This is a genomic window from Paenibacillus sp. JT31N17 (assembly GCF_056269255.1).
Genome location: NZ_JBWDNP010000009.1, coordinates 35361 through 54584, shown reverse-complemented (window position 1 = coordinate 54584; position 19224 = coordinate 35361). Strand labels below are relative to the sequence as shown.

Annotated in this window: 17 protein-coding genes; 5 read left to right on the top strand and 12 right to left on the bottom strand. The window is 50.0% G+C overall.

The genetic code is table 11. The features are described from left to right. Positions 1–175: 175 nt before the first annotated feature. Positions 176–1162 (bottom strand): SMP-30/gluconolactonase/LRE family protein, encoded by a 987-nt coding sequence (locus tag AC0YOB_RS24580; protein WP_475795000.1) that lies wholly within the window; start codon positions 1160–1162, stop codon positions 176–178. A gap of 268 nt (positions 1163–1430) precedes the next feature. On the opposite strand from AC0YOB_RS24580, the gene AC0YOB_RS24575 reads away from it, so the two are divergent. After that, entirely contained in the window at positions 1431–1889 is a 459-nt protein-coding gene (locus AC0YOB_RS24575) for a hypothetical protein (protein WP_475794999.1), read from the top strand. A gap of 135 nt (positions 1890–2024) precedes the next feature. Here AC0YOB_RS24575 and AC0YOB_RS24570 read toward each other — a convergent pair whose 3' ends face one another. The 5 genes from AC0YOB_RS24570 to AC0YOB_RS24550 all read right to left on the bottom strand — a co-directional run bounded on the left by AC0YOB_RS24570 (position 2025) and on the right by AC0YOB_RS24550 (position 7962). Continuing rightward, positions 2025–3230: an S-layer homology domain-containing protein gene (locus AC0YOB_RS24570; RefSeq protein ID WP_475787059.1), complete on the bottom strand. Its 1206-nt coding sequence runs from the start codon at positions 3228–3230 to the stop codon at positions 2025–2027. 325 nt (positions 3231–3555) lie between these two features. After that, positions 3556–4899 carry an FAD-binding oxidoreductase gene (locus AC0YOB_RS24565; protein ID WP_475787060.1) on the bottom strand — a complete coding sequence of 448 codons (1344 nt, stop codon included), beginning with the start codon at positions 4897–4899 and terminating at the stop codon, positions 3556–3558. Between the two features lie 305 nt (positions 4900–5204). Beyond that, positions 5205–5588 carry a VOC family protein gene (locus tag AC0YOB_RS24560; RefSeq protein ID WP_475794998.1) on the bottom strand — a complete coding sequence of 128 codons (384 nt, stop codon included), beginning with the start codon at positions 5586–5588 and terminating at the stop codon, positions 5205–5207. Positions 5589–5837: 249 nt separating this feature from the next. Beyond that, positions 5838–7352, bottom strand: coding sequence for an MDR family MFS transporter (locus AC0YOB_RS24555; RefSeq protein ID WP_475794997.1), 1515 nt, complete (start codon positions 7350–7352; stop codon positions 5838–5840). Positions 7353–7383: 31 nt separating this feature from the next. Then, on the bottom strand, positions 7384–7962 hold the full coding sequence (locus tag AC0YOB_RS24550; RefSeq protein WP_210040808.1) for a TetR/AcrR family transcriptional regulator: 579 nt from the start codon (positions 7960–7962) through the stop codon (positions 7384–7386). 306 nt (positions 7963–8268) lie between these two features. On the opposite strand from AC0YOB_RS24550, the gene spoVB reads away from it, so the two are divergent. Beyond that, positions 8269–9819, top strand: coding sequence for a stage V sporulation protein B (spoVB, locus tag AC0YOB_RS24545; protein WP_475787063.1), 1551 nt, complete (start codon positions 8269–8271; stop codon positions 9817–9819). Positions 9820–9984: 165 nt separating this feature from the next. On the opposite strand, the gene AC0YOB_RS24540 is transcribed toward spoVB, so the two are convergent. Continuing rightward, on the bottom strand, positions 9985–10560 hold the full coding sequence (locus AC0YOB_RS24540; RefSeq protein WP_475787064.1) for a TetR/AcrR family transcriptional regulator: 576 nt from the start codon (positions 10558–10560) through the stop codon (positions 9985–9987). 185 nt (positions 10561–10745) lie between these two features. Here AC0YOB_RS24540 and AC0YOB_RS24535 point away from each other — a divergent pair, with 185 nt between their 5' ends. The 3 genes from AC0YOB_RS24535 (at position 10746) to AC0YOB_RS24525 (ending at position 13406) form a co-directional block, all read left to right on the top strand. After that, complete coding sequence (locus tag AC0YOB_RS24535) at positions 10746–11207, top strand: nuclear transport factor 2 family protein (protein ID WP_475794996.1); 462 nt, start codon at positions 10746–10748, stop codon at positions 11205–11207. A 490-nt stretch (positions 11208–11697) separates the two neighbouring features. After that, positions 11698–12513, top strand: a complete 816-nt coding sequence (locus tag AC0YOB_RS24530; RefSeq protein ID WP_475795161.1) for an alpha/beta fold hydrolase — start codon at positions 11698–11700, stop codon at positions 12511–12513. After that, positions 12510–13406 carry a DMT family transporter gene (locus AC0YOB_RS24525; protein WP_475794995.1) on the top strand — a complete coding sequence of 299 codons (897 nt, stop codon included), beginning with the start codon at positions 12510–12512 and terminating at the stop codon, positions 13404–13406. Before AC0YOB_RS24530 ends, AC0YOB_RS24525 begins: the two co-directional genes overlap by 4 nt. Before the next feature lie 344 nt (positions 13407–13750). Here the strand turns inward: AC0YOB_RS24525 and AC0YOB_RS24520 are convergent, their stop codons facing one another. From AC0YOB_RS24520 to AC0YOB_RS24500, 5 genes are all read right to left on the bottom strand, one after another. Continuing rightward, the gene (locus tag AC0YOB_RS24520; RefSeq protein WP_210040789.1) at positions 13751–15208 is read right to left on the bottom strand and encodes a DHA2 family efflux MFS transporter permease subunit; all 1458 of its coding nucleotides are present in this window, start codon (positions 15206–15208) and stop codon (positions 13751–13753) included. Between the two features lie 146 nt (positions 15209–15354). Continuing rightward, complete coding sequence (locus tag AC0YOB_RS24515) at positions 15355–15948, bottom strand: TetR/AcrR family transcriptional regulator (RefSeq protein WP_475794994.1); 594 nt, start codon at positions 15946–15948, stop codon at positions 15355–15357. Between the two features lie 235 nt (positions 15949–16183). Further along, positions 16184–16660 carry a DinB family protein gene (locus AC0YOB_RS24510; protein WP_475794993.1) on the bottom strand — a complete coding sequence of 159 codons (477 nt, stop codon included), beginning with the start codon at positions 16658–16660 and terminating at the stop codon, positions 16184–16186. A 274-nt stretch (positions 16661–16934) separates the two neighbouring features. Then, complete coding sequence (locus AC0YOB_RS24505; protein ID WP_475794992.1) at positions 16935–17882, bottom strand: helix-turn-helix transcriptional regulator; 948 nt, start codon at positions 17880–17882, stop codon at positions 16935–16937. A gap of 96 nt (positions 17883–17978) precedes the next feature. Next, positions 17979–19133: a cation:proton antiporter gene (locus AC0YOB_RS24500; protein WP_475794991.1), complete on the bottom strand. Its 1155-nt coding sequence runs from the start codon at positions 19131–19133 to the stop codon at positions 17979–17981. Positions 19134–19224 lie beyond the last annotated feature (91 nt).

Here is a 19224-nt window from a genome sequence, read left to right as displayed (position 1 = left end):
ATAAAAAATAAAACATGCGCAAAATACCGCTTTTATTGTTTTATTATTTGTTATGGTTAGCAAGAAATATTACATTATTCTTTTCAACTCCAATCACTAAATTACAGGTATCTTATCATACCCCTTTTTCGATTTCAATAAATAAATCATGGGCATTAGCGATTTGTACCCCAAGTTATTTCCTTTTTAGATCAATTTGGGCGATCGAAGCACCGATTCCCGGTTGATTGGGCGAATTGGTTCCACGGTCGACGTCAAAATTGCTTGCGTATAAGGTACGGCCCACAAAATGAAGGCTCGCCGGGAACTCCAAGGGTCCATTATTGTTGTTGGACGTTATTTCCGTTACTTTGCCCGACCGCGATATTTTTACAATCGCATTCCGTTCATTGGCTGCGACATACAGCGCGTCATGGGGACCAAAAGCAATGCCGTCGGCTCCGTAAAGCAAAGGACTCTTCGCAAACCGTTCAACTTCTCCGAAAGCACCGTCCTTGCCAATCCTGACACGATTAATTTCACCTGAGCTGGTGTTGGAAATGTACAATTGTCCGTCCCGGCCGAACGCCAGTCCGTTGACCACGATTGGCTGCTCCGGTCTCTCCGCCGTAATTCCGCTCGCCCAAACAGTGCGTTCACCTTCAGGAGTCACAATATAGATATTGCCGGTAGCTCCGCCGCTGACGTATAAATTCCCTCTCCGGTCAAACGCCAGTCCGTTTGCTCCGTCTACACCTTCGGCGAACGTTTCCACTTTCTCCGGACTGAACGGTCCTTTTTTCAGATTCTCTGAAGACACGCGGAGAATAACCCCGCCTTGTCCCGCACCTCCACCGCTTGCCATATACAGATTTCCTTTTTTATCGAACGTCATGCCTGTAGCCTGTCTAGGCAGAACCGTCAGCGTTTCCGTTGTGCCTTTGCCCGGCTTGATGCGCAATAATTGCCTGGAATCCAGGTCAATGGTATAGAGTCGTCCTTTCTTATCCCCGGTAAGCCCTTCAATTCTCATCCCTGCCGCACTGGCCGGATCCAGATCTGCTGCAATGGACACTTTAACCTTATCCTGCCTGTTTTGCCCGCCGGAAGCAAAAATTGCGGAATTTAGCGACACCAACCCTATCAACGCCACCACCAATACCACCATGACCTTTTTACGCACTTCCATCATCTCCTCCTTCAAAATGAGAGTTAAAATCCTGATTACCATTTTACCCGATATCCATAAATATGAAACGAAAGCCGCAATCAATCACATACTTGAAAAACTGGTTATGGATGATCTCCACTGCGTTTCTCCCTGACATCCTCTCAATCCGTACCAGCAACAAATCTTTGTGGACCGTATGACCGCTTCCCAAGTCATGGATAAAGCCGCTTGTTTCGAGTATATTATGAGGAAACCTAACACATGAGAAGGCGGCTAAACAATGACTTTAACCAAATTGCCCCCGAAAGAGAAAATTCATGAAGCATATAGTGCGATTGCAGATGGCAGAGTCATAATTGAAGGAAATTCAGCCCGGGTATCATCATCCGATCATACCAAAATATACACCGTACAATGGGACAACGAAGTTTATTCATCTAATGACAGTGCTTCCTATTGGCAAGGATACCCTGGTTATCCGATCCTTGCTGTTTTAATGCTTCAAGGTAAACTGTCTCTTCATGCAGCCACTGCAGGGTATTTCAAGGGGATCAATTGGAAACAACTGAATGCCGAGCATAAAGCAAATTATGCTGCTGCGGTTTCGGTCATTATGGAGGATCTTCGGCAGAAAGGAGTGGATGGCACTGCGATTCAGGATGAAGTTGAGAAAGTATACAGTGAGTTAAAAGAAGTAGACATCCGAACGAAACGAAGCTCAGCCCGTCCGCCACAATGACAGGCAAGAGAGACATTCTAATCATGTATAGAGACTTGCTTCATGTAATTGGATGGAAGAAGCTCCCCGCGCATGCAGACAGGCAAGCTGAGGAGCTATTATAATAACGAACCGCCGTAAAGCAAAAATGTCCTGCTACACGACTTTAATAGAGGTTACAAGACCGTTGGTAAGGGTAAGCTCGACTGATTGTCCCAATTTCAGCAGAGCCGGGTTCCCGACAATAACGACATCACGAGAGACGTTCAGCACAATCGCTGACGTACTGTTGTTCGCGTTCTTGGTGATCGACAGAGTGGTAATCTTACCTTTATCATTTAGTGCGATCGAATTATATTCCCCTGTTTCAGTTGTTACAATGGGTTGGACCGCCGTTTTGGTCACTTCAATAAATACGGCTTTGTTCAAGTAAGTACGGACGAGCACTTCATCGCCTGCGGCCATAGCCGACGGTGCCGACTTCACATCATGACGGAATATGAACACGCCCGGGTCGAGCGGGATCGTCACTTCCGTATTGTCCGGCTTTACGATTACGATCGAGCCGTTGGCTGGAGCCGCTTTCAACTTTCCGGTAATGGCTTGTCCATCGTTGTCCGGCAGCTGTGCGTCCGTACGGTCCAGCAGCGCAGCAAGCTCCCCGCGCGTGACCGGTTGGTCGGGGCGGAACGTATTGTTATTGTAGCCTGTGATGAGGCCCTTCTCCAATGCAACGGCAACATAGCCCACTGAAGCAGCCGGGATTTTATCCGCATCCTTGAAAGACAGCTGCGTATTTACTTTCGCTTTCGCGTCCGCTTCCAGACCCAGCGCTTTCACAAGCAGCGTCGCTGCAAATAACCGCGTTGCAGGCTTGTCCGCCTGAACAACCTCATCCGTTTCGGAGAACAAGTCTTTCTCCAGCGCCACGGCTACATAGCCGACAGCCCAAGGATATTTGCGGGCCAGCTGATCCGCGTCCTTGAAATTCAGCTTTGTGCTCATTTCCGCTTGGGATTCGGCTTGTTCACGCAGCCCCATCAACCGGACTGCCGCAACGATCGACTCTATGCGGGATATGCTTTGCTGCGGTTTGAACGTACCATCGTCATAGCCGTTGAAGACCCCTTTGGACGCAAGGCGGATAATATGCTCGAAAGCCCATTTAAGCTCCTTCTCGTCCTTAAAGTTCAATTGAATATCGATGTCGGCTTTCTTGCCATGACTTTCCGCTTTTCCATGGTCGTCGTTATTATTATGTCCTTTGTCTCTGCCGTCTGCAAACGCGCCAGTTGCGCCGCCAGCAAGTGTTAGTAACGCCACCGATGCAGCTACTGCCCTCTTCAACATTGCTTGTTTCATCGTGTTGCCACTCTCCTTTACGATTTGCGGACCAGGCCGCTTCTGCTTTCGCATATAACGTTCGGGAGTGGTCAAGGGATTTTGGGGGGTGGTCGCATAAACTTAAATGGAATTGTCCGCTGAGTTACATCCGCTGGAGTGTGACTGATTTAACCTTGTAATGCCTGAAATCCATTTGGATAACGACGCTTCACTCTTGTTGCCAACGCAAAAACACCTCCAAAGTTGTCCCCCGCATCTTACGACATGGGCTGATTCTCTTGAAGGTGTTTTAAATTTGTTTCACGTCAGGGAGTCGGCCCCAACTGGCAAAATAGCCCTATGCTCAGCGAGCCGGGGGAATGCTTTGCGGATTATTGAACACATTTTTAGGGTCATATTTAGCTTTTACTCTTCGTAATCTCGGGAAGTTCGCCCCATAGTAAACCGGACCGGAATTTTTAATCCCCTGGTCTGGAACGTTAATATATGACCCTACGATGTAAGGCGCAAGCTTCCGGCGCGTATTGCGAACGACGGCAATATTTTTAGCAGCTTGGGATGGCTTGATCCATGAGCTGTTCCACTCAACGTAAAATTTCGCTTTACGCCAGTAGAATGCCGTAGCTCTAGGCGCCACACGGCTTACGGCTCCGCCCCAGTTGAGGAAGAAGAATCCCGCGTCTTTGCCTTCTACCTGCTCTAAAAACTGGCGCATGGACTTGATGGCCTTATCCGGGAACGGACGCCGGCCGAAACCGCTGGAGAACTGGTTGCTTTCCCTTTGCGTAAGGACAGGATCTGGAGGCAGCAGGAAGTCCACGACTTTCGGGTAGGGTAATAAACGAATGAGTTTGCTCGTTGTCGTTCCGACGCTCGTCATGGGCTTTAATAGGCGGATGGCCTCCGTTTTGGATCCAAGGAACAGACCCTCCATGCTGACATTGCCGCCTTTTTTCGGACCGATCGTTAATTCGCTGCCCAGCCTGGTATTGACGCAAGGCGCCCATTTTTGCCAGGCTTTGAGTACCTCCTCAAATTGCTCCCATGGCCAGGTGATGCGATATACAGTAGCCTTGTCCGGAGCGGGATGCACTCTGAATTTGTACCTGGTGTATACGCCAAAATTGCCGCCGCCTCCCCCTTTGGAAGCCCATAGGAGATCGGCGTTGCGTTTTTTGCTGGCACGAATAACCCTTCCCTTCGCGTCAACCATTTCGAGTCCAATCAGATTATCGCTGACGAGGCCAACCGTCCGTTGAAGCGGCCCGATTCCTCCGCCGAGCGTGATCCCGCCGATCCCAACGGAAGGGCTGTCTCCGAAAGGAGCTATATAACCTTGCGGCGCAAGCGTTTTAGCGATTCTTCCCACTGTATTGCCCGATCCAACAATTGCAGTGCTCTTTTTTTTGTTTAGCGTAATTTTCTTCATTTCACTTACATCGATGACAAGGCCTCCGTTGACCTGTGAAAGATTGACTTCCAGCGAATGTCTTCCGCTTCTCGGCCGAATGGGGACATTATTCTCGCGGCCCCATTTTATGGCGTTTGCCACATCCTGTGTTCTTTGAGCAAAAACAAATACTTTGGGGAATCTGTTCGTATGGGGGTCCCAATTCTTGCGTGCCACTTCATAGCCCGGGTCTCCTTTAAAGATAACTCTCCCGGTAAGCTTCGTTTTGGATTTCACTTATCCAACTCCCTTTGAGCAATTTATTTCACTGTATCCAAACAATAGTGACCATATAACGTATGAAGGACATCAGTCTAAGGAGTGGGCTGATTTAGAATATTACGGATATAAGGTTGGTCGAAATTATGTTTTATTCATCGAAGTAAACGTTAAACAGCCCCCACCATGCGGACATGATGAGGGCTGATGCTATCCAATCGCTGTTGTTTCAGTAAGCGGTAAGCTAAAGGCAGCGCCGGTAGCCGCGGAAGCCGCTTGTCAAGTGCTTCGGAACCGCTTGGTCCATCAAGATTGGTGAAGAATTAAATTCCTCCATTAAGTTCAATCAGGTTCCCGGCAGGGTCACGAAAGTAGGCAACACGATGACCCCAGTCAGGCGTGTCATGTGGTTCCTTAACAACTTCAACATTTCTGCTCTTTAATTGATTGTATACTGCGTCAACGTCATCCACTCTGAAAATGATGGCAACCTGATCATGGGCGCTGAACTCATGGGGCCTGCGCATGTCCTTGACGGGTTCGCTTCCCATCCGGGGCTCTAATGCGACATTGATGTCCCCCGTCCGAAACTCGGCATACGGAGTGTCTTCATTTCCATGGAGGACTTCGAGTCCAATGATGTCTCTGTAAAACAAAAAACACTCTGGAACATTCGGCACTAATAAGCGTACATGTGAAACTTTCAAGTTATTCCCTCCTAAGAACATATTGTTCATGCCAGATACGTTCGGATAACACAAAACCTGAGCAGATTTCATTATTTCCCCTTTGCTATCAGAATAACATGCTGCCGGAACAAGGATTTCTTATAGATTGCGGTGTTTTGGATGCGAATCTTCAGACTCTTGCTCAAACCGCCTCGCCGCCAAGCGTGGACGGGAACGAAGCAGTATGAGAAAAACCAGTCATATGGACGGCGCTCAACATGGCGGTCCTTAAGCCTGGACGGCAGCCGCCTGCTGCTCCGTCTCGGGCTGAGGCGTCAGCACTTCCCGCTTCATGAACCAGCAGATCAGGAAAGCGCCTGCGGCGAATACCGCTCCGATCAGGAACATCTCTTGAAACGCCTCCGCGAACACCGTCTTGATGCTCAGCACCAGATCGGCCGGCAAACCTTGCGAGATGCCACCGTTCATGATGGAAGCCGCGGAACCGGCCGGGAATTGGTTCGACATTCCGGCAATACCGTCGTGAATATGGCGGGAGAGCATACTTCCGAAGATGCTGAAGCCGAGGGTCGCGCCGAGCGATTGAAACAGCTGCACCGTTGCGACGCCTACGCCGGTATGCTCCTTGTCGACGGTCTCCTGCACAATCAGGTTGTCGCTTCCGAAGAGGACGCCGATGCCAAGACCCAGGACGAAGAAGGCGACAAGGATATAGATGACGGTCGTTTCGACATCGATACGCGAGAGAATGAGATATCCGGCGATCGGCAAAATAAAGGATACGATGAACAAATATTTATAAGCAACACGCGTGATGAGGAATCCGCACAGGACGCTCATTGGAATGGCGCCGGCCATGAAGGCGAGCGACAAGTAACCGGAAGCCGTCGGGGTCAGGCCCATGACGTTCTGCGCGAAGAACGGGAATCCCGACATTCCGCCCATGACGCCGAGCATCGTAACGAACACGATCAGCGACAGCACGACAACGGAACGGTTGCGGAACAGCTGCAGCGGAATGATCGGCTCAGCAGCTCTCGCTTCGATGCGGACAAACAACAGGATGAACAATGCGGATAGCACGAGCAGGCCGATCACGACGGGAGACGACCAGGCATAGCCTTTGACGTCGATCAGAACCGGGGCGAACAGCAGCGACAAGATCGCGAATACGAGCGTCGTTGCGCCGGCCCAGTCGATCTGCTTCTTCTTGGGGCTGACCGATTCGCGCAGCCCCTTGGTAACGAAGAACGCCGCAATAAGGCCGACCGGAATGTTAATCAAAAAGATCCAGTGCCAATCAATATGGCTGACGAAATAACCGCCGATCGTCGGACCGATCAGCTGCGGCAGGATCAGCATCGGCCCTACGAGGCTCTGTACCTTCGCGCGCTGTTCCAGCGGAAAGGAATCGCCAATGATGATCATCGCGAGCGGCATCAAGCCGCCGGCGCCAATCCCCTGCACGCATCTTCCGAGCAGCAGCATCGTCATGGATTGGGATAAACCGCAAATGATGGAACCGGCCATGAACATCGCGACGCACATGAGATAAATTCGTTTGCGGCCGTACAGGTCGGCCAGTTTGCCGAAAATCGGCATGAAGACCGTTATGGACAGCATGTAAATGCCGGCTACCCAGCCGAACAGCGACAAGCCGTGCAGTTCACGGATAATCGTCGGCAGCGCGGTCGATACCGCCGTCTGGTCCAGCTCCGAGAAGACGAGACCGAGCAGCAGCCCGATCATGATAAAGCTTTTGTTCGTGGATTCATTAATCAACTGGATTTCACCGCTTTCTTCGATGTTAAGCTTACTTGAGGAGCAGCCGGATCATGAAATCAGGCGTGGGACGCCGATAGCCTTCCAGGTTATCGGAACGTATATTCATCAACCCGGATAGCGTGCTCAAATACCACATACTCAGCTCGCCCGGGTCACCGTCGATGAACTCCCCGTTCTCCTGCCCTGACTTGATGATGGGTGCCAACGCGACTATCATCGCAAGAGGATCGTAATCTGACATCAGCTTCGCCACTTCGTCCGGTACATCGCGGGCTGTCATCACCTGCTGCATCAGGATGAAAGCATGGTTGTCTTCCTGCAGAATTTCCTGGGCCATCATACGGATCTTGTCCGTAGGCGTACCCGGCATCGTTCCGACAAGCGCGAACGCTTCCTTGGCGCCTTCCACCGCAGATTCGACGAGCTCGGCCAGAATCTCATCCTTGGATTTGAAATACCGGTAGGACAGCCCGTCGCTGATTTTGGCTTCCTTGGCAATCATGCTCATTTTTGTACCGATCAAGCCGTGCTGGGCAAATACCTTCAGTGCCGCCTTCTTAATCTGCTCTCTGCGTTCGTCGCGAATATGTTCCGAATCGATGGTCATGCGCCTTCCTCCCCTTCATTTTAATTTGAGTGAATAATTCATTCATTCACTTTGTGAACTTATCTTATTCATTTTCGGGACCAATGTCAATCCTTTTTTTCGCATAAACATATTTCAGATTGATTCGGTCGTTCCGCCTCTGGAAGCGCGCCCTGCTGATGATTTTCTTGTGCAGCCGCACCGTAGTCGGTTATTATGGATAACCGGTATCCAGGCAATAAATAGCCTGTCCGCCACAAGCTCGTTCGCATGCTTTCCCGAATGATGAATACATTTAAGTATTCGATAATCAGGAGGAACCAAGCTATGGCACAACCGGGGCAAACATTCATGAGAGGTACGCTGGTGTTATCTGTTGCTGCTTTTATCAACCGTATTCTCGGCTTTATCAGCGGCATGTATGTCGCTCGCGTATTGGGCGCGGAGGGAATCGGTCTCTTGATGATGGCACATCCTCTCGTGCCGCTCGTCATAACCATTACGGAGCTCGGCTTGCCGGTGGCGATCTCAAAGCTGGTCGCGGAGGCCAGCGCCCGCAATGAGCGTGTGAAAGTAAGACGCATCCTGCATGTCTCGCTCGCTGTCACCGGCGTCTTGAGCGTGGCGCTTACGACCATCTCGTTTCTGGGCTCCGAGTGGATCGCATCCATCCTGCTGAGCGACCAGCGCGCCTATTACGCGATGCTTGCGATCACGCCGATCGCACCGATTGTCGCCGTCTCCGCGGTGCTGAAGGGATACTTCCGCGGCATGCAGGAGATGAAGACCATCGCCGCTTCCGATGTGCTGGAGCATACGGTTCAGATCGCCTGTGTACTGGCTATGGTGCATCTGCTGCTGCCCTATGGCATTGCGTATGCGGCTGCGGGCGCAATGGCCGCCTCTGTCGTCAGCGAAGCGATCAGCCTCTTATTCCTGATGACCAGCTACAAGCTATACGGTGAATCGAAGGCTAGGGGCGAGACCTGGGGAAGCCACCTGAAGCAAGGTAGAAGCACACTTTCCGAGCTGCTGAAGATCGGCCTGCCAACGACAGGACATGGCGTTATTCAATCGCTATTCGGCGCATTCCAGCCGCTGCTCATTACAACAAGCCTGGCGATGGCCGGTATTGGCACGGTGCTCGCCACCAAGCAATTCGGCATGCTGGCCGGATATGCCTTTCCGCTTCTGTTCATGCCGAGCTTTATTACGCAATCCCTGTCCACCGCGCTCGTACCGGCCATTGGCGAGGCAGCCGCGAATAAGAACGGTCTGCTTATTCATGAACGGATGAATCAGGCGCTGGGCCTGGGACTTCTGATCGGTGCGCCGGCGACCGTTATTCTGTTTGAATGGGCAACTCCGCTCACGACGCTCGTCTATAATGCGCCGGAAGCGGGATTGCTGCTGAAAATTCTGGCGCCGATGTTTTTCCTGCATTATTTCGACGCACCGCTGCATGCAATCCTGCTCGGACTCGGCCGTGCGAATGCAACACTGTGGAATTTCGTCGTAGCCACCGTATTCAAGGCAGTCTCCATTTTCGTATTCGGCAGCCAATTCGGCATCATCGGCGTCACTTACGGCATCGGCATCGGCATCATCATGCAAACGCTGCTGAACTTCTTATCAATTTCAAGCTCGATCGGATTTTATTGGAGCATCCAGCCCTATATCAAGGCTGGCCTCTCCATGGTGCTGATGGCGTTATGCGGGCGCTGGACCTTCGACTATCTGACCCACCAGGAGCTGCCGCTGTTATGGAGCGTAATAGGCTCAATTGCCGCTTCTCTGCTTCTTTACTTCGCTGCGCTCTTGTTGATGGATACGTTGAAGTGGAAATACACACGGGGTACGATTTCGATTCCGCGGTAAGCGGTTTGTAACATGGCAAGGTACAGCGACAGTGTTGGAAGGAGCGGGACTCTCAGGCTGCGGCGTGATTCCCGCTCCTCTCTTCCGGTTCTCGCATCCATTTCCCGTATATTCAAAAAACTTCCGTCACTAAAAGACAGAAAAGCCGCCTGCTCAAAGAAAATGCTAATGAGCGCCGCCGGGAATGCACTTCGAAACCCGCTCGGCGAGGCCGGCGACAGTACGTCCGAAGATCAGGTCATCCTTGAGCGCTCTGGCAAGAATTAAACCTCCCTGGATTCCGCCAACCGCCTCCTCCGATACAATCGCGGCGGTTTCGCACGTGGTTCCCGCCCGTACTAGAGCTGCACACAAGGCGTCGATCCATCTTTTGAAATATTGACTAATGACCGCGGCGAAGCGGTCTCTGGTCTCGTCGAGGGCAAAAGCGCCCACCAGACAAATCCGCTTTCCAGAATTAAAATATGCTTCGACCTCCAGCCACATTTCTGGAATAGCCTGGTGAGGATCATGTTGTTCGAGAGGCTCAAACACCTTGCTTACGAACCATGCATCAACATGCGCAAGAATCTCGGCCGCCATTTCCTCCTTCCCCCCCGGAAAGAAGTAATACAGGCTTCCTTTCGAAAGTCCGGTTCTTGCCGTGATTTTGCTCATGGATGCGCCTTCGTATCCGAGCTCCCGAAAAACCTCGGCAATAAGCGGAACCACATCGGTCTTCTCGAAAACGGTACGAGTCATAGATTATTCCCCTCTTTATTCGAATTGTTCCAGTATAGACTGATCGGTTTAGAGATGCAAGGGTTCCTTTCGCCTATCCCCCAACGGATCTTCCGCCATATCCAATGGCAGAAAATGAAAACAGTTGCTTTTTATAAACCGATCGGTCTATACTAGGACAATCATATTATTTAAGGAGTGATTATATGGCTGCTCTTGTACCGCCATTCACGCGGGAAACCGCGATGGCTAAAGTTCGCTTGGCTGAAGATGGCTGGAATAGCCGGGATCCGGAGCGTGTGTCAATGGCTTATTCGGAAGATAGCCGCTGGCGGAATCGTGCCCAGTTTCCTGTCGGCCGGGCCGAGATCGTCGCGTTTCTCTCACAAAAGTGGGCCAGGGAGCTGGAATACCGGCTGATCAAAGAGCTTTGGGCATTCACCGATGATCGAATCGCGGTCAGATTCGCGTACGAATGGCATGACGACAGCGGACAATGGTTCCGCTCCTATGGGAATGAGAATTGGGAGTTCGATGCTCAGGGTCTGATGAAGCGAAGATTTGCGTCGATCAATGACTTGCCCATTCAAGAGTCTGAACGAAAATTTCACTGGCCTCCCGGCCGCCGGCCTGACGGGCATCCCGGTCTCTCCGATCTTGGCCTATGACACACCGGCGGTAGCGGTATTCATGACTTGTAAGCCAAATCAATCCGGTTTATCACGTTCGGCCAAATACAGGAATCGGTATTAAAAAAAATGCTTGCCTCCTCCACAGGAAGCAAGCTTTTTGCCTGAATTTCTTTTTCAGAGAAAATGAATCTACTTCTTGCTATCCTTCCTGCTTATCGAAATCCAATCCGCCAGTTGTCGGATATCTGACTCTGAAGCGAAGCGTAAAGTAAATTTGGCAGCTCCCCTTCCCGCAGCAAGAGCGATTTTCAAATTCGCAAGCTTTCTTTGTTCTTCAATACATCGGCGGCTTCTCCGCTTCGGACAATCGGGAAGCCAGAAAAACCTCCTTGACCTTGAATCGCCAATTCCGGTTAGCGGTCATTTTAATATTAATGACAAGACTTGTCACTATTGCGAGCTACAATTGGAATCAAGCCCGACATACACGGGCTGGCGGTCAAAAACATAAAAGGAGACATTCATGATGATTTCGCATCAAACAATCGGCATTAGAAAATATTTCAAATCAGGCGCTGTGAAGCTTTCCTATCTTGATTTTGGTGGAGAGGGTCAAAAAATACTGCTGATGCTGCATGGACATATGGGAAACGCCAGAGAATTTTCCAAACTGGCATCCAGATTCGAAGATTGGCGGGTAGTCGCCCTGGACCAGCGCGGCCATGGCTGGAGCGAGCACCCCGCTGACAAAGATTACTCAAGAGAAAGCTATGGAGCGGATATCTTTAACCTGATTGGCCAGGAACTGGGCGGAATACCAGTAACCCTGCTCGGTCATTCGCTGGGCGGAGTTAACGCTTATCAGTTTGCTGCCCTGTATCCTGAACTGGTCCATGCAGTTGTTGTAGAGGACATCGGCGTCGAATTAAACCACGATATATCTTTTGTAGTTAAGCTCCCGGAGCGTTCCGCTTCGCTGCAGCAGCTGAGAGAAGCCCTTGTCCGTACAGGATTCAAGGCAGTTGATTACTTTTCCGAGAGTGCGTTTGAGGATGAATCGGGCTGGGGATTCCGCTTTGATATTAAGGGGATGGCAATCTCGACCCAAAGCATGAATGGAATTTGGTGGGAGGATTGGCTGGCTTCCACTTGTCCTATTTTGCTCGTTCATGGTAAGAAAAGCTGGGCTCTCCGACTGGAAGAAGCGGAGCGCATGGTGTCACGAAGACCACATACCAGGCTGGAGGTTTTTGAAGAATGCGGTCATGGTGTCCACTCTGATGACGTCAATGGTTTTTATCAGGCCGTAAAGAATTTTTTGGACGAGCTGCGCCTGGAATGAAACAAATAAAAATATACTTGATGTTAGCCGGTTTTGCGGTTTTCACGGGACCCTCTTTTAATCTTGCGAAGTATGCAGTAGGCTATTTTTCTCCATTCGCCGCCGCCGCATGGCGCTTTGGGTTTGCCGCAGCGGCCTTGCTGATTATTTTAATCGTTACGGAAGGTATTGATAAACGTCAGATCAAGCGCAATGCTCTCTGGTATATCGTGCTTGGGGTTGTTGGAATTTTTGGATTCAGCACTTTATTTTTTGTGGGGCTCCAGTATACCTCCTCTGTCAATGGTGCGCTAATTATGGCCCTGAATCCTTTACTGACCACTATTTTAGCCCGGATTATTTTAAAGGACAGGATTACCAAAAAACAGGCAGCTGGTATATGCCTGGCATTTATTGGTGTATTGTTAGTCGTTGTGAACGGATCAACCGAAACGATCAAGACGTTGTCGTTTTCAATCGGAGATATAATCATCTTTGGCGGAAACTTGTGCTGGACCTTTTACGGCGTATTTGGACGTCGACAAATTCAGGATGGAAGTCCCTTATCCACAACCACGTATACGATGATCATTGGCGCTCTATGTTCAATCGCGGTTTCTCTGTTCACGAATGGGCCTGTGACGCTGACTGACGTTCCGGTCGGGGCTTGGGGGGCAATCTTATTTATGGCCTTTTTCACCAGCGTGTTGGGCTATCTGTGGTGGAACAAAGGGATGAAGGAAATCGGGGCAAGCCAAACATCTCTATTTTTCAATCTCGTCCCTGTTGTGACCATGATTGTTTCGTTTGCTGCTGGCATTTCTGTATCCGCAATTCAAATATCTGGCGCAGTTTTGGTGATACTCGGGGTACTGACTGCTTCAGGAGTATTTCATAAGCAGCGGCATCCATAGCCATGATAGGCATGTCATGGGACGGACTGCCGCTGCCGTCATTTTACGATCATGCTTCCGGACTATTCCGGACCGACCTCCCTACTGCCGAAACGGTCCCGATTCGTAAATGATGTCCTGCCAACCGCCCAGATAAGGATCCGCATAGTAAGCGAGCCTGCCCTTACCCAGCGCATGATGACCTGCACCTCCATTCCGTTCACATCGTGTCTGGCTGCCAAATACGTGCGGGCGGGGAGAGCGCCAAACATAGACGGCTGTAGTTGGGGAAACAAAAATAGCAGCAGATCAGGACGGTAAAAATTCCTGGACTGCTGCTATTATTAAATAGTTGTTTCTGCGGGTTAACCCATTTCCATCATTGGAGCCGTTGTTCCGGCACCTTCCACTTTCGGACGTTTGAGCGTAGTAGCCAGCAGCAGGCCGACTAATGCAAGCCCAGCCAGAATCAGATAGGTGTAATGAAAAGCATGTGTCGTGGCATCCGGCATTTGCTTTTCTCCTGCAGCAACATAATGTGTCGTACGGCTTACAATAATCGTCGTAAGACCTGCAACGGAGAAGGATGTCACCACTTGCTGGGCTGCGCTGGTCAGGGAAGTAACCCGGCTGACCAGCTTTTGCGGTGCGGATTGGATCAGATGCGTGTTAAGTGCAAGAAACGACAGCCCCATCCCCATTCCAATTAACGCGCGGGGAATCAGGAATGACCAGGCGCTCTCGGTCGGATCAATATTGGACACCAGATATGCGCCCAAGGTGACAAAAGCTAACCCGATAATAACGAGCGGACGCGCTCCGATGCGGTCATATAACCGCCCTCCGATCGGCATGAATATACCGGCTGCGATTGCCTGAGGAAGCGTCCATATGCCCGCATGGAAGGCACTCATCCCCATTAATAGCTGCATAAAGTAAGGCACGGTGAAAATCATTCCAAACATGACGAACTGCAGCACCCATTGAACCAGAATTCCACGGGTGAATAAGGATGAACGGAAAACTCTGAGCTCCAGCAGAGGTTCTTTTTTTCTGGTCAATTCAATGTAGATGAACAGCAGAAGGGAAACGACCCCTACCGCTAAACCGATAATGGTTTTGGCAGACGTCCAGCTGGTGCCTCCTTCGCTCAATCCGTAGGAAAGACCTACGAAGGCCAGCGGCCCAAAAATAATCCCCAGCATATCCAGCGAGCTTGAGGATTGCTTCGGGAACTTTGGCAGCAGGATCATCGTCAGAATCAATCCAACAATTCCGACAGGTACGTTAATCAGGAATATCCATTCCCATTTCACATAATCAACGAGGTAACCGGACAGGATGGGACCCAGTGCAGGTGCAAGCAGAATCGGAATCCCCATCATCCCCATAATGGCTCCTACTTTCTCTGGAGGACTGAGCTTGTAGGTCATTGCAAATGCGATCGGTGTGACCATGCCGCCCCCCAGGCCTTGCAGAATCCGGAAGAAAACCAGTTGATCCGAAGTCGTAGCGAATGCGCACAGCACGGAGCCGAGTGTGAACAAAACGAGGGAAATCATAAAGATAAGCTTCGCTCCAAAACGATCCATCATCCAGCCGGACAATGGAATAACAGCTGCCTGCGCGAGGGCATAGCCCGTTACAGTCCACTGGATGACTGCCAATGAACTGTGGAAATCCTCCACCAGTACGGGAATAGCCACATTAACCGCAGTACTGTCCAAAATAACCATAAAAATGCCAATAATAATCGCTATCAACGGTCCTACCAGCTCACGAACAGATTTCACGGGGGTAATGGCTGCTGTTTCTTCGGACATATACAGGAAATCCTCCTCATGACGCTTCTTTGTTTTAAATACTTAATCACATTAACTACTAGCAAATCCATATTGATCATTGCGGCAATGTCCATATTCTTATCATTTCCGGTTAAGCCTATACGGACATGCCTAGGAGACTAGCATCAGTCTTTGTTCATGAAGCTGTCTTCGAAATACCTGCCCAACATAACGGTCAGCGTATCGAATGCCCGATCATAGTCAAAATCGGGGTCCACAATTTTTTGCATGCCTAATCCGTCAAAAACGGAATACATAATCGATGCCACGGCCGATGCGTCTTCCTGCGATAGATGGGTAAGCGTCCCGACTATGGAGCCGATTAACATCCGCTTTGTCTGAAGCATTTCCTTTAAAATCGCCGATGTATTGCCCTCACGAAGGCCGATCGCATACAGCTCGTAGCGAAGACGGTACCAATTCGGATCTTTCTTCGCATTCTTTTTGACTTCCTTCAGAATTTTCATCAGGGCATCTATAGTTAACGGCTGATCGGATAATCTCGCCAATTGATTGAAGGAATCACAGTATTTCATGGTTTCCCGGCGGAACACTTCCTCAAATAGCAGATCCTTGCTGGGAAAATAGTAATTGATCAGTCCCTGGGCAACACCGGCGCAGCGCGAAATTTCTTTGGTGGATGCCCGGTCGTACCCATTCTCCGATAACACCTTGTAGGCAGCGACTATTATTTTCTCTCGCTTATCTGGCTCTGACATAGCACTCTCCTTCGTTACATGTGATGAATTTGAATGAACGATCAAACAAATAATAGCATGTAATGATGGGAAGCGCAATTTCTGTTTTCACTTTTTTGGATTCTGATATTCATTTCTGTGACGATATTGCAACAAAAATCTCTTGATCAGATTTGGGGCATAAGATTACATCACTAGTCTGGTGATGTAATCTTATGCCCGTTTCAATTCATTGCTCTGTGAACATATGCTCTTGCTATGACTGCATATGTTGAATGACTTTTAGTTGGCTGGAAATAGTCCCAAGATGGATCGCTTCATGGAAGAAAGCAAAATTATAAAGCTCGCCGGCGGTTTCAAACCGGAACGGCCCCATTTCGAAAGGCGGCTTCAGCAGCTCGTCCAGCTCCCCAGGGGATACCTCGGACATTCTGTGAAGCTGAACGGACAAGTGGTCAATCAGCTCCTCTTTGGATGGCGGCGACAAGGTCCAATCCGAAGGTTTGGTTCCGGAATTAAAGAGAATTTTGATGCTTTCCGGAATTTGCGATGCAGTCCCAAGACCAAGCGTTGAATAGGTGTCCATCCAATATACGATATGCCCGGCATTCCATCTGATGGTGTTGTTGAACCCTTCCGGTTGAACATCGAACAGCTCCTCGGGGATTCCCTGGACCTGCCCGATAACCAGCTGCCGCAAAATCTTGCCTGTTTGAAGAATGGACTGTGTCATGATAAAATTCCTCCCGTTCATATGGTGGGTATTGGTTGTATTTGCAGGATCATCGTAGCCCGGGAGTCACTGCCAGAACCATACTTTTCACTGCCATGCGGTGCCAAATTCACTGAAATTCAAGGATTTTCAAGTGAAAAAGGCAACTATAAACCATTTTATGGCGGATTTATTTATGCATATCCAATTTCCCTCATGCCTGAGAAAAACAAACAAGACCTCTTCATTGCAAGAGGTCGTGGAGGTGATTTTACACTGTATTGGGCACGCAGCGCTATCTGTATTTCGCCATAATTCCGGAGAGCTGCTCTTTCATGATCTCAATCAGCTCGGGCGGATTTTCGACCGTGGCCGCAGTTCCCAAACCGATAAAGAACTTTGCAAAAAACGAAAGGTCATTCTTGGAAATATGGTCGTCCAGCCATCCCGTACCATCCTCCCGGATATGCAGCTCGAGATGCCTGCCTAATTCCGTTTCGCATCTCTGAACCCCCTCTTTGCTCAGCTCCGCATGAAGACGGATCGGCATCGGCTCCTGCTGAATGTACGACATCCAATTACCAAGATGGACATGCCGCAGATCAAGCGGGTTCACCCCGGAGAGATCATAGTCGGCCGAATAAATTCGGTCGACTCGGAATAACCGGAAATCGCCGCGAAGAAAACAATAAGCCGGGCAGTACCAGAAACCATTGCTGGCATATACGCCTACCGGCTGGATTTCACGGCATGACTCCCCTTCCCGCGAATCGTACACGATGCGGAGGACTTTCTGCCGGATGGCACCGTCCAGCAGAATCAACAAATGCGGGGATTCCAGCTGCCTCGTTGGAGTAAAAAAATCGATCCGGTTCTTCATCTGGTCAATGCGATCCCTCACATCCCCGGACATATACAAATAAAACTTGTTCAGAGCGGAAGAGGATTCCGTCTCGAAAGGCGTATATAAGTAGTGACGCAGGGCGTGACTGGCAAAAAAGATCGCTACAGCCTCCTCTTCGGTAAACGCGATCGGAGGCAAAATTCTTTCCTTCAATACCTGGTACCCACCGTGAGGTCCCACCTCGGAATATAACGGAACTCCAAGCTCGCTCAATTCCTGCAAATCCCTCAATATGGTCCTGGTGGACACCTCAAACTCTTGAGCGAGCTCCTTGACCGTAAACTTCCGTTTCCGGTTGACGGTCATCATTAACTCCATAAGCCGTTTCGATTTGGACATGGTTATCTGCTCCAGCTCCATCATTCTTATAATCGTGACAATTCATGTCACTATTATAAGCCGTATTTCGAGACAAAGCCAGCTTTGCTGCCAGGGTCATGGATTGGGCGCTTTCTCGCCTGCCGGGAATACCAGCTTGAGCAGAGGCGGCGTAAGCAGCGTCGTCAAAATCACGACCAATACGACGGAAGTAAAATACTCCGGCAGCAGCAGACCGGATTCCAGGCCGGCGGCAGCTATGATTAATGCCACCTCTCCCCTTGAAATCATTCCCGTGCCTATCGCAAGCGACGAGCGCGTGTTAAACCCTGTAATACGTGCACCCAATCCCCCACCAGCAAGCTTCGTCAAGGCGGCTACAACAGTAACAACAAGGATAAATATAATTTGGCCGCCAAGACCCGCAAAGGTAATATTCAAGCCAATACTGACGAAGAATACGGGAACAAACAACGTATAGGCAATCGGATCGACCTTTGCTTCCACGGCATGCCTGAATTTGGTTTGCGAAACGGCAATTCCGGCTGCAAAAGCACCGATGATTCCTGCAACCCCCATCAGCTCGGCAAAATAGGAGAAGCAGAAGCAAATCACAAGGGCAGCGCTCATCACAGCCTCGCTGACTCGAAAAGAAGCCAGGAAGCGCATCAACAGAGGAACGATAAACCATCCCGCAAATATGACGATCACAAAAAACAGTAGTTTTTTGGTAAACATAAAGGCAAGGGAGCTGTCATCGGCAGTCCCGAGCACGCTCATCATGACCGCAAGCAGAACAACGACAATCACATCATCGACAACGGCGGCTCCCAGAATCGTAGTTCCTTCTCTTGAGTTCAACTGATTCATTTCCTTCAAGGTCTGGACGGAAATGCTGACAGAAGTCGCGCAAAGCAGCATACCCAGAAACAGCGAATGGGTATTCGACAAACCCATGGCGGCTGCAATGCCGTATCCCCCGATAAATGGTAAAATAATGCCTCCAATTGCGACAGCAAAGGATGCCTTCCAGTTCTTCTTCAATTGATCCAGATCGGTCTCAAGCCCTGCGATAAACATGAGCAGCAGCACGCCGATTTCAGAAAAATGAGAAATAAATTCATCTGCATGCACCCACCCGAGGACCGCCGGCCCCAGCACAATGCCCGCAAGGAGCTTGCCCAATACAGCAGGTTGACCCAGCCGGACCGACAGATCGCCCGCCGCTTTAGTCGATAAAATAATCAACGCCAAGTACAAAATAAACTCCATTCTCCAATCACACCTCTCAAAGCTAGTCTAACCATCAAATCCGGTTTTACAAATCCAGGATGAGGACGAGAACGACAAAAAAAGAGCCTGC